General features: G+C 75.7%; 15 protein-coding genes. All 15 read left to right on the plus strand.

The window, feature by feature from the left end:
• The first annotated feature begins 20 nt into the window (after window positions 1–20).
• The 15 genes from dacB (at window position 21) to panC (ending at window position 14426) form a co-directional block, all read left to right on the plus strand.
• A complete protein-coding gene (gene dacB, locus AC6CH6_RS12115; protein WP_498255313.1) occupies window positions 21–1478 on the plus strand; it encodes a D-alanyl-D-alanine carboxypeptidase/D-alanyl-D-alanine endopeptidase in 1458 nt (485 codons plus the stop codon).
• 45 nt (window positions 1479–1523) lie between these two features.
• Window positions 1524–2705: a zinc-dependent metalloprotease gene (locus tag AC6CH6_RS12120; protein WP_498255314.1), complete on the plus strand. Its 1182-nt coding sequence runs from the start codon at window positions 1524–1526 to the stop codon at window positions 2703–2705.
• Between the two features lie 126 nt (window positions 2706–2831).
• Entirely contained in the window at window positions 2832–3311 is a 480-nt protein-coding gene (locus AC6CH6_RS12125) for a hypothetical protein (RefSeq protein WP_035926022.1), read from the plus strand.
• Window positions 3308–4423, plus strand: a complete 1116-nt coding sequence (tilS, locus tag AC6CH6_RS12130) for a tRNA lysidine(34) synthetase TilS (RefSeq protein WP_095650868.1) — start codon at window positions 3308–3310, stop codon at window positions 4421–4423. Before AC6CH6_RS12125 ends, tilS begins: the two co-directional genes overlap by 4 nt.
• Window positions 4413–4964, plus strand: coding sequence for a hypoxanthine phosphoribosyltransferase (hpt, locus tag AC6CH6_RS12135; protein WP_017832038.1), 552 nt, complete (start codon window positions 4413–4415; stop codon window positions 4962–4964). Before tilS ends, hpt begins: the two co-directional genes overlap by 11 nt.
• Before the next feature lie 194 nt (window positions 4965–5158).
• Window positions 5159–7279, plus strand: a complete 2121-nt coding sequence (gene ftsH, locus AC6CH6_RS12140) for an ATP-dependent zinc metalloprotease FtsH (protein WP_498255315.1) — start codon at window positions 5159–5161, stop codon at window positions 7277–7279.
• A gap of 12 nt (window positions 7280–7291) precedes the next feature.
• On the plus strand, window positions 7292–8047 hold the full coding sequence (folE, locus tag AC6CH6_RS12145) for a GTP cyclohydrolase I FolE (protein WP_498255316.1): 756 nt from the start codon (window positions 7292–7294) through the stop codon (window positions 8045–8047).
• 4 nt (window positions 8048–8051) lie between these two features.
• Window positions 8052–8993: a dihydropteroate synthase gene (folP, locus tag AC6CH6_RS12150; protein WP_498255317.1), complete on the plus strand. Its 942-nt coding sequence runs from the start codon at window positions 8052–8054 to the stop codon at window positions 8991–8993.
• On the plus strand, window positions 8990–9451 hold the full coding sequence (gene folB / locus AC6CH6_RS12155) for a dihydroneopterin aldolase (RefSeq protein ID WP_017832034.1): 462 nt from the start codon (window positions 8990–8992) through the stop codon (window positions 9449–9451). The genes folP and folB overlap by 4 nt, the downstream gene beginning before the upstream one ends.
• Before the next feature lies 1 nt (window position 9452).
• Window positions 9453–9983, plus strand: coding sequence for a 2-amino-4-hydroxy-6-hydroxymethyldihydropteridine diphosphokinase (folK, locus tag AC6CH6_RS12160; protein WP_498255318.1), 531 nt, complete (start codon window positions 9453–9455; stop codon window positions 9981–9983).
• Between the two features lie 11 nt (window positions 9984–9994).
• Window positions 9995–10564, plus strand: coding sequence for a DUF3180 domain-containing protein (locus AC6CH6_RS12165; RefSeq protein WP_133411186.1), 570 nt, complete (start codon window positions 9995–9997; stop codon window positions 10562–10564).
• 10 nt (window positions 10565–10574) lie between these two features.
• Complete coding sequence (locus AC6CH6_RS12170) at window positions 10575–11087, plus strand: PH domain-containing protein (protein WP_031282261.1); 513 nt, start codon at window positions 10575–10577, stop codon at window positions 11085–11087.
• The gene (locus AC6CH6_RS12175; protein ID WP_498255319.1) at window positions 11084–12598 is read left to right on the plus strand and encodes a PH domain-containing protein; all 1515 of its coding nucleotides are present in this window, start codon (window positions 11084–11086) and stop codon (window positions 12596–12598) included. Before AC6CH6_RS12170 ends, AC6CH6_RS12175 begins: the two co-directional genes overlap by 4 nt.
• Window positions 12595–13542 (plus strand): Rossmann-like and DUF2520 domain-containing protein, encoded by a 948-nt coding sequence (locus AC6CH6_RS12180; RefSeq protein WP_498255320.1) that lies wholly within the window; start codon window positions 12595–12597, stop codon window positions 13540–13542. The genes AC6CH6_RS12175 and AC6CH6_RS12180 overlap by 4 nt, the downstream gene beginning before the upstream one ends.
• A complete protein-coding gene (panC, locus tag AC6CH6_RS12185) occupies window positions 13539–14426 on the plus strand; it encodes a pantoate--beta-alanine ligase (protein ID WP_498255321.1) in 888 nt (295 codons plus the stop codon). Before AC6CH6_RS12180 ends, panC begins: the two co-directional genes overlap by 4 nt.
• Window positions 14427–14459: the final 33 nt, after the last annotated feature.

Below are 14459 nucleotides of genomic sequence, written 5' to 3' on the forward strand. Positions count from 1 at the left end.
GACCGGGCCACAATGGGGGCATGAGCAGTCCCCGACGCCACGGTCCCCCCGCCGGGCGACGGCGGCCGCGGGCCCGTCCGGGCCCCGGTCACCGCGCCCTGACGGCGCTGCTCGCCGCCGGCTGCGTGGGCATGGCGGGCTGGCTGCACCCCCACTGGGCCCCCGCGCTGGGCCTGGGCGGGGACGACCTCCCGGCGGCCCGCGTCCTCCCCGCGGAGGCGCCCGCCCCCGCCGGGGCCGTGCCCCCCGACCCGGCCGCCCCCGTGCCCGGCGCCGACGAGGTGGCCGCGGCGGTGGAGCCCGTGCTCGCCGGCGCCGCCGCCGGACGGCGCTCCGTCCTCGTGGCCGACGCCCTCACCGGGGTGCCGCTGCTCGAGCGGGACGCGGACGCGCCCCTGGTCCCGGCCTCCAACCAGAAGCTCGTCACGGCGCTGTCCCTGCTCACCCACGCCGACCCCGGCCGGCGCCTGCGCACCACGGTGGTCGAGGGGCCGGAGCCGGGCACGGTGGTGCTGGTGGCCGGCGGGGACACCCTGCTGAGCCCGGGCGGCTCCGACCCGGACGCCGTGCTGGGCCGGGCCGGGATCCGGACCCTGGCGCAGGCGACGGCCGAGGCGCTCGCCGAGCGCGGGGCGGCCGGGCCCACCGCCGTGCGGTGGGACGCGAGCCTGTTCGCCGGACCGGACGTCAACGAGGACTGGGCCGCGGGGGACGTCGCGGCGGGGCAGATCGGGCCGGTCGCGCCCATGGCGTTCTGGTCCCACCGCGTGCCCGCGGGGGAGGGGCCGTCGGCGGAGCGGCCCGTGGACGCCGCGCAGGACGTCGCCGAGGTCTTCGCGGCCGAGCTCGCGGCCCGGCTCCCCGGGGGCGGGGCGCCCTCCGTCCCCGGGGTCGCGCCCGGCCGGGCGCCCGAGGGCGCGGCCGAGCTGGCCGCCGTCGAGTCCGCGACCCTCGCCGAGCAGGCCGAGCTCATGCTGCAGGACTCCGACAACCACCTCGCCGAGGTCCTCTCGCGGCTCGCGGCCCGGGCCGCGGACCGGCCCGCGAGCATCGCCGGCGGCCGTGCCGCCGCGGCCGCGGCGCTCGAGGCGCACGGCGTCCCGGCGCCGGGCACCGTGCTCTCCGACGCGTCCGGGATGTCCCTGCGCAACCGGATCCCCGCCCGCGCGCTCGAGCAGGTCGTGCGGGCCATGGTCACCGACCCCACGGGGGCGCTGACCCCCGGCGCCCGGGCGCTCCCGGTGGCCGGCGGCAGCGGGACCCTCGCCGGCCGGTTCGACGACGACGCCGAGCGCCCCGGGCGGGGCCTGGCGCGGGCGAAGACGGGCACGCTGAACTCCGTGGTCGCCCTCAGCGGGCACGTCAGCACGGACGGGGGGCGGCTGCTGACGTTCTCCGTGGTGCTCAACGAGGTCGCCGACCCCGCCGCCGCCCGGGACGCCGTGGACCGCGCGGTGGCGGCCCTGGCCCTCCTGTGACGGCCCGCGCCGGGTGCTCCCAGGCGCGTGTGGTTGCATGAGGCCATGAGCGCAGCACAACGACCGCCGGAGACGGACGCGCCCGGGATCGTCCGGTGGGACCTCGCGGCCTCCGCCGCCGCCCGGCTCACGCCGCCGGGGCCGAGGATGTCCGCCCGGGCCATGCAGACGGCCGTGGCCTCCATGCGCCGCCACGCCGAGGCGTCCGTGGACCACGTCCACCGGATCACCGGGCTCGAGGCGGCGCGGGACCTGCGGGACTCCACCGTGCTGGTCGTGGACCGCGCCGGGTGGTCGAAGGCCAACGCCCAGGCCTTCGAGGTGCTCATGGAGCCGGCGGTCGAGGCCCTGCGCCGGCGCCGCCCGGAGCAGTTCGGCGCGGCCGCCACCGCCCTCGGCGGCACGGCCACCGCCATGGAGATGGCCGCGGTGCTCGGGTTCCTCTCCGCGAAGGTCCTGGGCCAGTACGACCCGTACGCCGGGCTGGTCTCCGCCGTGGCCGCGCAGCGGCACCCCGGCGGGCGGCTGATGCTCGTCGCGCCCAACATCCTCACGGTCGAGCGGGAGCTCAACGTCGAGCCGGAGGACTTCCGGCTGTGGGTCTGCCTCCACGAGCAGACCCACCGCGTCCAGTTCGCCGCGGCCCCGTGGCTGCGCGAGCACATGATCGAGCAGATCAACGAGCTCGCCGACTCCCTCATGGGTCACGCCGAGACCCTCGGGGCGCGGCTCACGGAGGCGGTCCGCTCCCTGCCCGGGCGCGGCGCGGGGGCGGAGGAGCCCCGGGCCTCCCTCGGCGTGGTGGGCCTGCTCATGGGACGGCGGGAGCGGGAGGTGCTCTCCCACCTCACCGCCGTGATGAGCCTGCTCGAGGGGCACGCGAACTTCGTGATGGACGGGGTGGACGCCTCCGTGGTGCCCTCCGTGAAGACGATCCGGCGGCGCTTCGAGCGGCGCTCCGAGCTCCAGGGCAACCTCGACCGCTTCGTCCGGCGCCTGCTCGGGATGGACGCGAAGATGCGCCAGTACAGCGACGGCCAGCGGTTCGTCACGACCGTGGTGGGGACCGTGGGGCTGGAGTCGTTCAACCGGATCTGGGAGGCCCCGGAGCACCTGCCCACGGAGGCCGAGATCCACGCCCCGGAGCGCTGGATCGAGCGCGTGCTGGGACCGGGCGCACCGCCCCGCCGGCCCCTCCCCGCCCCGGAGGCGCCCGGAATGTGGTAGACACCACGCACCCCCGTTTGACATGCAGATTCATACACATTAGGGGTGGGGCGCCCCGCCCCGGAGACCTCGGTCACAGCGCGACACGCGGTAGGTCGGATCACCTTTGTGTGACAAAATCTTTACGTGAGCACAGAGAATATCGAACAGCAGGTCAAGCTGTACGGCCAGCCCCTGTCGGAGCGCTTCGGCACGGTCGTCCAGGCCTACGGCATCACGCAGCGGCGGCTGGCCGAGGTCCTCGGCCTCTCCGCCCCCATGCTGTCGCAGCTCAACAGCGGCCGCCGGATCAAGATCGGCAACCCGGCGGTCTACGAGCGCCTGGTGATGCTGGAGCAGCGCATCGGCACCCCGGACATCGAAGAGGTCCTCGCCGCGGTCGAGGCCTCGCAGCCCGTGCTGTCGACCACGCAGATCCAGGCCGGCATCCACAGCGAGACCAACGCCGTGGCGGCCCTCGCCCACGTGGTCCCGCGGCAGGAGCTCGAGGCCGCCCTGGACCTGCTCGGCGAGACCGCCCCGACCCTCGCCAAGGTCGTGCGCCTGGCCGTGCGGGAGTCGCAGAACCAGCAGGCCGCGAGCGACCGCGAGGACGCCCGCCGGTGACCCAGTTCGCCCGCCGCGGCCGACTGTCCCCGGACGTCGCCGCGGGGCGGCGCCGTGTGCTCGACTCCGTCCGGCAGCACGTCCCCCGGACCTCCGCGGAGCCCCCGCTCGTGCTGGTGGCCTGCAGCGGCGGGCCCGACTCCCTCGCGCTGGCCGCCGCCGCGGCCCACTTCGCCCGGCGCGGCACGCTGCGCGTGGGCGCCGTGGTGGTCGACCACGGCCTCCAGGAGGACTCCGCGGCGGTCGCGGCCCGCGCCGCCCGCACGCTCGAGCAGACCGGGCTGGCGCCCGTCGTCGTCACGGCCGTGACCGTGCGCCGGGACGCGGGCGGTCCCGAGATGGCGGCCCGCACCGCCCGCTACGCGGGCATCGCGGAGGTCGTGGGGCGCACGGGCGCCGACGCCGTGCTGCTCGGGCACACCCTGGACGACCAGGCGGAGTCCGTCCTGCTGGGCCTCGCCCGCGGCTCCGGCACCCGCTCGCTGGCCGGGATGCCCCCCGTGCGCGAGCTCGACGGCGTCACCTACCTCCGCCCGTTCCTCGACCTCTCCCGCGCGCAGACCCTGGAGATCTGCGCCGCCGAGCAGCTCGAGCCCTGGCACGACCCCACGAACCGGGACACCACCCTGATGCGCTCCCGGGTCCGCCACCGCGTGCTCCCGCTGCTGGAGGACGAGCTCGGACCCGGTCTGGCCCGTGCCCTGGCCCGGTCCGCCGCGATCCTCGGCCCCGACGCGGACTACCTCGACGGCGCCGCGGGGGAGCTGCTCGAGCGCGCCCGCGCCGCCGCCCCGGAGCTGCCCGGCTCCCTGGCCCTGGACCTCGCCACGGTGCGGGCCGCGCACCCCGCGCTGCGCCGCCGCGCCCTGTCGGCGGCCGTGGTCGCCGCCGGCGGGCAGACCCCGGCCTACGAGCGGCTCGGCGCGCTGGACGAGTTCGCCGCGGGGCACGGGGCCGCGGGGCCCGTGCAGATGGCGGGTAAGGTGTCGGTGTGGCGCCGCCGCCCGACGGCGGGCACCCGTGGCCCGGGGCACCTGGAGCTCGTCCGCCCGCGGCCCGCGAGCGCCACCCGACCCGCATCCGCATCACCCGAGGAGCGCCGTGAAGGCTGAGGACGTCCAGGGGGATCTCACCGAGGTCCTGTACAGCAAGGAAGACATCGACACGAGGATCGCCGAGCTGGCGGCCGCCGTGGACGCCGACTACCGGGGCCGGGACGTCCTGCTCGTGGGCGTGCTCAAGGGCGCGGTGATGGTCATGGCCGACCTGTGCCGGGCGCTCCAGGGCCAGTACCCCATGGACTGGATGGCCGTGTCCTCCTACGGCTCGGGGACCAAGTCCTCGGGCGTGGTTCGCATCCTGAAGGACCTGGACACGGACCTCACGGGGCGGGACGTGCTCATCGTCGAGGACATCATCGACTCGGGCCTGACCCTGTCCTGGCTGCGCGCCAACCTCGAGTCCCGCGGCACGGCCTCGGTGGAGATCTGCGCCCTGCTGCGCAAGCCCGAGGCTGCGAAGACCTCCATCGACGTCAAGTACGTGGGCTGGGACATCCCCAACGAGTTCGTGGTGGGCTACGGGCTCGACTACGCCGAGAAGTACCGCAACCTCGACTGCATCGCGACTCTGGCGCCGCACGTCTACGAGTGAGCCGGCGCCCCGGGCGGGCGTGCGCCGCGGCGGTTGCCGGGCCGGGTGTCCGCTGACAGGGAACTCCCGGCCCGTCCGGGGCTCGACCCCGAGTCCGGGCTGTACATTGTAGGTCTGCGTCCCCTGGACCTCCGGCCCTGGGCGGGCACGGGCTCGAGGGGGCCCGGACAACCATCCACGGGAGGATCAGCGGCTTGGCCACGGCGAAAAAACCCAACAACTTCTTCAGAGGACCCTGGTTCTGGGTCCTGCTGGCCGCTCTGATCCTCTTCCCCCTGGTGGGCACGCTCACCACGGGCTCCTCCGGGCGCGTGGACACCAACGTCGGCCTGCAGCTGCTCCGCGAGGGCCAGGTCGCCGAGGCCAAGATCTACGACGGCCAGCAGAAGGTCGAGCTCCAGCTGGAGGAGGACCTCTCCCTCGACGGCCGCGACCTCGGGCGCAGCGTGGAGTTCTACTACGTCACCCCGCGCGGGGAAGAGGTCGTCGACGCGATGAACGCGGCGGACCTCCAGGGGTTCACGGACCAGCCCGTCGAGTCGAACTGGTTCACCAGCCTCCTCGGCTTCATGCTGCCGTTCCTGATCATCCTCGCCATCTTCTGGTTCGTGTTCTCCCGGATGCAGGGGGGCGGGTCCCAGGTCATGCGCTTCGGCCGCTCGAAGGCCAAGATGTTCGACAAGGACAACCCCACGGTGACCTTCGCCGACGTCGCCGGCGCCGACGAGGCCGTGCAGGAGCTCGACGAGATCAAGCAGTTCCTGGTGGAGCGCGAGCGCTTCACCGCCCTCGGCGCGAAGGTGCCCAAGGGCGTGCTGCTCTACGGCCCGCCCGGCACCGGCAAGACCCTGCTCGCGCGGGCGGTGGCCGGCGAGGCCGGTGTGCCCTTCTTCTCGATCTCCGGCTCCGACTTCGTCGAGATGTTCGTGGGCGTGGGCGCCTCCCGGGTCCGAGACCTGTTCCAGCAGGCCAAGGAGAACGCGCCGGCCATCATCTTCGTGGACGAGATCGACGCGGTGGGCCGCCAGCGCGGCGCGGGCATGGGCGGCGGCAACGACGAGCGCGAGCAGACCCTCAACCAGCTGCTCGTCGAGATGGACGGCTTCGACGCCACCACCAACGTCATCCTGATCGCCGCGACCAACCGCCCCGACGTCCTGGACCCGGCGCTGCTGCGCCCGGGGCGCTTCGACCGGCAGATCGGCGTGGACGCCCCGGACATGAAGGGCCGCCTGCAGATCCTCCGGGTGCACTCCCAGGGCAAGCCGCTCGCGGACAACGTGGACCTCGCCGCCGTGGCCAAGCGCACCCCCGGCTTCACGGGCGCCGAGCTCGCCAACGTGATGAACGAGGCGGCGCTGCTGACGGCCCGCTCCCACGCCCAGCTCATCGACGACCGCGCCGTGGACGAGGCGATCGACCGGGTCATCGCCGGTCCGCAGAAGCGCAGCCGGATCATGAAGGAGCTCGAGCGCAAGGTCACCGCCTACCACGAGGGCGGGCACGCGCTCGTGGCCGCGGCCCTGCGCAACACGGACCCGGTCACGAAGATCACCATCCTGCCCCGCGGCCGGGCCCTGGGCTACACCATGGTCATGCCCATGGACGACAAGTACTCGACCACCCGCAACGAGCTGCTCGACCAGATGGCCTACGCCATGGGCGGGCGCGCGGCGGAGGAGATCGTGTTCCGGGACCCGTCCACCGGCGCGTCCAACGACATCCAGAAGGCCACCGACACGGCCCGCAAGATGGTCACCCAGTACGGCATGAGCGCCCGCGTGGGCTCGATCAAGCTGGGCGGGGACAGCTCCGAGCCGTTCCTCGGCCGGGACGCCGCGGGCTCGGGCCGGGAGTACTCCGAGCGCACCGCCGCGATCGTCGACGAGGAGGTGCGGGCCCTGCTGGACCAGGCCCACGACGAGGCGCACGCGATCCTCATGGACAACCGTCCCGTCCTCGACCGGCTCGCCCTCGAGCTGCTCGAGAAGGAGACGCTCAACGAGGCGCAGATCGCGGACCTCTTCCACGACATCCGCAAGCGGGACCTGCGGCCCGTGTGGCTGTCCAAGGACACCCGGCCGCTCTCCGAGGACCCGCCCGTGGTCACCCAGGCCGAGCGCGAGGAGGCCCGGCGGCTGCACGCCCAGGACCCCGCGACCCTGGCCCCGCAGGACCAGGCGGCCGCCGCGAAGCCGGAGCACCCCCTCGAGGTCCCGGAGCGCGGGCACTCGGTGCCGCCGGGGGAGGGGGCGGGCTCCTCGAGCACCACCGGGCCCTCCGCGGAGCGCGCCCCGGGGGCCGGCACGGATTGAGCCGGGCCTAGGATGGAGCGACAGCCGGTCGCGTCCGCCGACTCCCGTCCCGTCCGGCAGACCCCGCCGCACCGGCAGATCCCGAAGGAGGGCGCGTTGCCCCACGAGGCCCGCACGAAGCAGACGAGCGCGCACGACCTGCGCGCGGAGGCGTTCGACCCGCCGTACCCCGACCCCGCCCCCGCGCTGGAGGCCGGCGCCGGGGCGGTCGACCAGCCGCGCGTCGCGGCGGCCGTGCGCGAGCTGCTGCTGGCGATCGGCGAGGACCCGGACCGGGACGGCCTGCAGGGCACCCCGGGGCGCGTGGCGCGGGCGTACGCGGAGATGTTCGCGGGCCTGCACCAGGACCCCGCCGAGATCCTCGGGACGACCTTCGACATCGGCCACTCCGAGATGGTCCTCGTCAAGGACATCCCCTTCTACTCGACCTGCGAGCACCACCTCGTCCCGTTCCACGGGCACGCCCACGTGGGCTACATCCCCGGCCACGACGGGATGGTCACCGGCCTGAGCAAGCTCGCCCGCCTCGTGGACCTCTTCGCCCGCCGGCCGCAGGTCCAGGAGCGGCTGACCACCCAGGTGGTGGAGGCGATCGTGGAGCACCTCCAGCCGGCCGGGGTGATCGTGGTGGTCGAGTGCGAGCACCTGTGCATGTCCATGCGCGGGGTGCGCAAGCCGGGCGCCAGGACCGTCACCTCGGCCGTGCGCGGACAGCTGCGCGAGCCCGCCACCCGCGCCGAGGCGATGAGCCTCATCCTGGGGCGCTGAGCACATGACGACCCCCCTCCGCACCGACCCCGCGCACCGGCCCTCCGGCTGGGGCTCCTTCGAGAACCTGCCCACCGGGCGCACGCTGGTCATGGGCATCCTCAACGTCACCCCCGACTCCTTCAGCGACGGCGGCGAGCACGCCGGGCACGAGGCCGCGATCGCGCACGGGCTGCGCATGCTCGCCGAGGGCGCCGACATCGTCGACGTCGGGGGCGAGTCCACCCGGCCCGGCTCCGAGCGGATCGCCCCCGCCGAGGAGCGGCGCCGGATCCTGCCCGTGGTCGAGGCCCTCGCCGCCGCGGGCGCGGTGCTCAGCGTCGACACCCTCCACGCCGCGACCGCCGAGGCCGTCCTGGACGCCGGGGCGCACATCGTCAACGACGTCTCGGGGCTGCGCGCGAGCCAGGACATGATCGACCTGGTCGCCGAGCGGCAGGCCCCCTACGTCCTCATGCACGCCCGCGGCCTGCCCGACGTGCAGGACTCCCGGGCCGTCTACGACGACGTGGCCGGGGAGGTGCTCGGGGAGCTCGAGGCGCTGACGGAGCGCTGCCTGACCGCCGGCCTGGCCCCCGAGAAGCTGGTCCTGGACCCCGGGCTGGGCTTCGACAAGCGCGGGGCGCAGAACTGGGATTTGCTCCGGGCGCTGCCGCGCTTCACGGCCACCGGCCACAAGGTGCTCGTGGCGGCGTCCCGCAAGCGCTTCCTCGGCACCCTGCTCGAGCAGGACGGCGCGCCGCGCCCGGCGGCCGGGCGGGACGCGGCGACGGCCGCGATCAGCGCGCTGTCCGCCCACGCGGGCGCGTGGTGCGTGCGCGTCCACGCCGTGCGCCCGAGCGCCGACGCCGTGGCCGCCGCGCACGCCTGGCGCGGTGTGGAGCCGCCCCTGCTGCGCCCCGCCGCCGCCGGCGTGCTGCCGGCGTCCTCCGGAGCGGACCGGTGAACCGCGTGCCGCGCGAGGACGCGGACGCCGCCCGGATGCGCGCCGGGGACCGGGCGGGCCGCCAGCACGTCCCGGTGTCCACCACCAGGGCCCCCGACCGCCGGGACCGGATCAACCTCCTGGGCATCGGCGCGGTGGGCTACCACGGGGTCTTCGACCAGGAGAAGCGCAGCGGCCAGCCCTTCTTCGTGGACCTCGTCATGTACCTGGACCTGGCCGCGGCGGGAGCCTCGGACGACGTCGCCCTGACCGCCCACTACGGCGAGGTCGCCGAGGAGGTGCGGGACATCGTCATCGGTCCCAGCGTCAACCTGCTCGAGACCCTCGCCGACCAGGTCGCCCGGCGGCTGCTCGCCCGCTTCCCGCTCGACGCGGTGGAGGTCACCGTGCACAAGCCCAAGGCGCCCATCGAGGTGACGTTCTCCGACGTCTCCGTCACGATCTACCGGGAGCGCTGAGGTGGGCACCCGGGCCGTCCTCGCCCTCGGCGCCAACCTCGGCGACCGGGAGGCCACCCTCCGCGGCGCCGCCCTCGAGCTGGCCGCCCACCCGCGGATCACGCTGGTCCGCGCCTCGCCCATCGTGCGCTCCCGGCCGGTCGGCGGACCGGCCGGCCAGGGGGACTACCTGAACGCGGTCGTCGAGGTGGAGACCGAGCTGAGCCCCTTCGGGCTGCTGCGGGCGTGCCAGGAGGTGGAGGAGCGCCACCACCGGACCCGGACGCAGCGCTGGGGCCCGCGCACCCTCGACGTCGACATCGTGGTCTACGGGGACCTGCGCCTGGACGAGCCGGACCTCACCGTGCCCCACCTGCGCGCCGGCACCCGCGCGTTCGTGCTCGTGCCCTGGGCCCTCATGGACCCCGGCGCGACGCTCGAGGGGCGCAGCGTCGCCGAGCTGGCCCGCCGGGCGGCGGACCTCGGCGGCCTGGGGCCGGACACGATCCCCCTGCTGCCCGAGGACCCCGCCCCCGGCGGGGACGGGGACTGAGGGGAGCCGCCGTGCACGTGCTCACGGTCCCGGCGCTGCTGATGTGCGCCGCCGCCGCCGGCGCCGTCGGCTGGACCGCCAACCGGCTGTCCACGGGCGCAGGCGGGCCGCTGCTGATCCTGCCGTGGGCCTCGCTCGCGGCGCTCGCCGCCGTGGCCGCGGCCCTGCTGGTGCTGGGCGTGCGGGTCAAGCGGCACCAGGACGGGGCGCACCCGGAGCGCTTCGACCCGCTCGTGGCCGCCCGCACCGCGGCCGGCGCGCAGGCGGTGGCCTGGGCGGGGGCGATGCTGACCGGCTGGCACGCCGCCGTGGCCGTCGAGCAGCTCGCGCTGGTCTCCGTGCGCTCCGAGCAGGGCCCGCTGTGGGCCAGCCTGGTGCACGCCGGGGCCGGTCTCGTGCTCGTGGTGGTGGGCTGGATCGTGGAGGGCTTCTGCAAGCTGCCGCCGGACGATCCCGACGCGGAGGAGGGCGCCGAGTACCGTAGGGGGCGGCAGAAGGAGCTTCCCGAGGGAGAAGGTGGTTATGCCCGAGAGATCCGCCCACGAGCCCGTCGGCGGCCCCGCGGCGGGGACGCCCGGTGACCGGGTGCCCCTGAGCAACCCCGCGATCGACCCCGAGGGACTGGCCTGGACCCGGGTCTCGCCCAAACACCTCTCCGTGGTGGTGCTCTCCACCCTCCTCAGCACCCTCTTCTGGCTCGCCGCCCTCGGCTGGCCGGCGGTGCTGGCGGCCACGGGCGTATGGTCCGGCGCCCCCCTGGGCCTGCTGCTGCTGCCGCCCGCGGCCGTCCTGGCGGCCGGGCTGCTCTCCGTGCTCCTGGCCCCGCGGCGGGTCCGGGCGATCGGCTACGCCGAGCGCGGCGAGGACCTGCTCGTGCGGCGCGGCCTGCTCTACCAGCGGGTCACGGTCATCCCCTACGGCCGGATGCAGTACGTGGACGTGTCGGTCTCCCCGCTGCAGCGCAGCTTCGGCCTGGCCACCGTGAAGCTGCACACCGCCGCCGTGGGCAGCCACGCCGAGATCCCCGGGGTGGAGCACGCCGAGGCGTCCCGGCTGCGCGAGCGCCTCACCGCGCGCGGCGAGGCCCTCCTGGCGGGCCTGTGAGCGCTGCCCCCGCCCCCGCGGCGGCCCCGCAGTGGCACCGTGTCCACCCGCTGACCCCGGTGGTCAAGGGATGGCTCGCAATGGTCGTGATCGCGGGCGCCTTCGTCAACATCCTCCTCGACGACTTCCTCAACGCCTTCCTCGGCCGCGGGGACGCCGTGCCGCCCCAGGACTTCGACCCGGCCCGGATGGGCGCCGTCTTCTGGTGGGCGCTGGCCGGGCTCGTGACGGTCGTGCTCCTCGTGTTCGCCGCGGCCGTGCTGGTCTCCTGGTGGTTCACCCGCTACCAGGTGACCCCGGAGCACGTGCGGATCCGCTCCGGGGTGCTCTTCCGGCAGGAGCGCCAGGCCCGGCTGGACCGGGTGCAGGCCATCGACATCCACCGCCCGTTCCTGCCCCGGCTGCTGGGGCTGGCGGAGCTGAAGTTCGAGGTGGCCGACGCCGGGCAGTCCGCGGTGTCCCTGTCCTACCTCACCCACCCCCAGGCCCGCGTGCTGCGCGGGGAGCTGCTGGGCCGGCTCGGCCTGGCCGCCCCGGCCCAGGACCGCACCGCCCCGGCGCCCGGCGCCCCCGTGCGGCGACCGGCCCCCTGGGCGGTCACCGGGGACCAGGAGCGGCCGGTGCTCGGCGTGCCGGTGCCGCGGCTGATCGGCTCCGTGCTCGCCTCGGGCTCGTCGGTCGCCCTGGCCGTGCTGCTGGCCGCAGCACCGGCCGCCCTGCTGGTGGACGCCCGTGCCGCCCCGGCGATGCTCGCCGCCTGGCTGCCCGGGCTGATCAGCTTCGGGGCCGTCTCCTACCGCCGGGTCGAGCAGGGCTACCACTTCCGGCTGCTGCGCGTCCCCGAGGGCATGCGCGTCCGCTACGGGCTGTTCAGCGTCCGCTCCCAGACCGTCCCGGCGGGGCGGATCCAGGCGGTGGGCGTGGACCAGCCGCTGCTCTGGCGGCCCTTCGGCTGGTACCGGGTGCGGGTCAACGTGGCCGGCTACGGGCCCGGGGTGGGGGAGGGCGACGCCATGCGCTCGACCCTGCTGCCCGTCGGCACCCTGCCCCAGGTGCACCAGGTCCTGCACCTCGCGCTGCCCGGCACCCGGGACGGGGACCTCGCCGCGCTGCTGCGGGAGGGCCTGCACGGCCTGGGCGCGCAGGGCCGGTTCACCACCTCCCCGCGCCGGGCCCGGTGGCTCGACCCCCTCGTGCACCGCCGGACCGGCTTCGCCGCGACCGAGGACGTCCTCGCGGTCCGCTCCGGGCGGCTGAGCCGGCGCACCGCCGTGCTGCCGCACGAGAAGACCCAGTCGGTGGCCGTGAGCCAGGGCCCGCTCGAGCGGGCCCTGGGGCTCGCCGACGTCCAGCTGCACTCCACGCCTGGGCCCGTGAGCGTGGCGGTCCCGCACCTCGACGCCGGGGACGCCCGGGCGCTCGCCGCGGCCCAGGCGGTGCACGCGGCCGGGGCCCGTAGACTGGCCGACGGCCCGAGCCACCCCCAGACCCCCCGCCAGGAGAGACCATGAGCCACCCGTCCGACCGCCCGGGACGCCTCGGGGTCGGGGTCGTCAGCGCCGGGAAGGTGGGCTCCGTCCTGGGCGCCGCGCTGCGCGCCGCCGGCCACGCCGTCGTCGGCGTCAACGCCGTCTCCGAGGCCAGCCGGGACCGGGCCGAGGCCCTCCTGCCAGGGGTGCCCGTCCTCGAGGTCCCGTCCGTGCTCGAGCGCGCCGAGCTCGTGCTGCTCGCCGTGCCCGACGACGAGCTGCCCGGGCTCGTGCAGGGCCTCGCCGACGCCGGGCTGTGGCAGGCCGGGCAGCTCGTGGTGCACACCGCGGGCCGCTGGGGCACCGGCGTCCTGGACCCGGCCCGCCGGCTCGGGGCGATCCCGCTCGCGATCCACCCGGCCATGACCTTCACGGGCATGAGCCTGGACCTGGCCCGGCTGAGCGACTGTTCGTTCGGGATCACGGCCCCGGGGCCGGTGCTGCCCATCGCCCAGGCGCTGGTGGTCGAGATGGGCGCCGAGCCGGTGGTCGTCGCGGAGGCCGACCGCCCGCTCTACCACGCGGCCCTCGCCCACGGCGCCAACCACCTGATGACCGTCGCCGGACAGTCCATGCAGGTGCTCCGCGACATCGGCGTCGAGCGCCCCGACCGGATCGTGGGGCCCCTGCTGCGCGCGACCCTGGACAACGCCCTGGCCGCGGGGGAGTCGGCGCTCACGGGACCCGTGGCCCGCGGCGACGCCGGGACCGTGGCCGCCCACCGGGACGCCCTCGACGAGTACGCCCACGGCCACGGGGGCGACGACGTCCTGCTCGCCTACCTGGACCTCGCCCGCGTCACCGCCCGCCGCGCCCTGGACCGTGGCCTGCTCGACCGCCCGCGCTACGACGCCGTGCTCGCCGCCCTCGAGCTCACCCGGGACACCGACGGCACCCGCGGCACCGGCGGAGAGGACACCCCGTGAGCGATCCCACCGGCGCCCCCACCGGCGTCCCCCGCGTCTGCCGGGGCATCGAGGAGTTCCGGGCCGCGCTGGCCGACCGGCTCGGCGCGGCCCGGGACGGGGCGCCCGGGGAGCGGGCGTCGCTGGGCCTCGTGCCCACCATGGGCGCCCTGCACGAGGGGCACGGCCACCTGGTGCGCCTCGCCCGGCAGGAGAACACCGTGGTCGCGGTCTCGGTCTTCGTGAATCCGCTGCAGTTCGGCCCGGACGAGGACTTCGAGCGCTATCCGCGCACCCTCGAGGCCGACGTCGAGCTGCTCGGCCGGTTCGGCGCCGACCTGGTCTTCGCCCCGTCGACGGCGGAGATGTACCCGGACGGGGAGCCCCTCGTGCGCGTCACCTCCGGCCGGCTCGGCGCCGTGCTCGACGGCGCGAGCCGCCCCGGCCACTTCGACGGCGCCCTGACCGTGGTCAACAAGCTCCTCAACATCACCGCCCCGCCCGGGCCGGCCGCGTTCCGGGCGTACTTCGGGGAGAAGGACGCCCAGCAGCTGCTCCTCGTGCGCCGGATGGTCGCCGACTTCGACCTGCCCGTCACCGTCCGGCCCGTGCCCATCGTGCGCGACGACGACGGACTGGCCCTGTCCTCCCGCAACCGCTACCTCGACGCCGCGCAGCGCCGCTCCGCGCTCGTGCTCCCGCGCACCCTGCGGGCGCTCGCCGCCGGGGAGCTGGAGCTCGAGGCCGCCCGGCGGCGGATCGACGCCGAGGACCGGGTCCGGCTCGACTACCTCGTCGTCGTCGACCCCCGCACCCTGGCGCCGGTCGAGCCGGCGCCCGGCGCCCTCGCCCTCGTGGCCGCCCACGTGGGCGGCACCCGGCTGATCGACAACCTCGTGCTGTGAGCGCCCCGGCCGGGATTTGACCCTCCCCGTTAT

The organism is Kocuria sp. GQ42 (assembly GCF_059758435.1).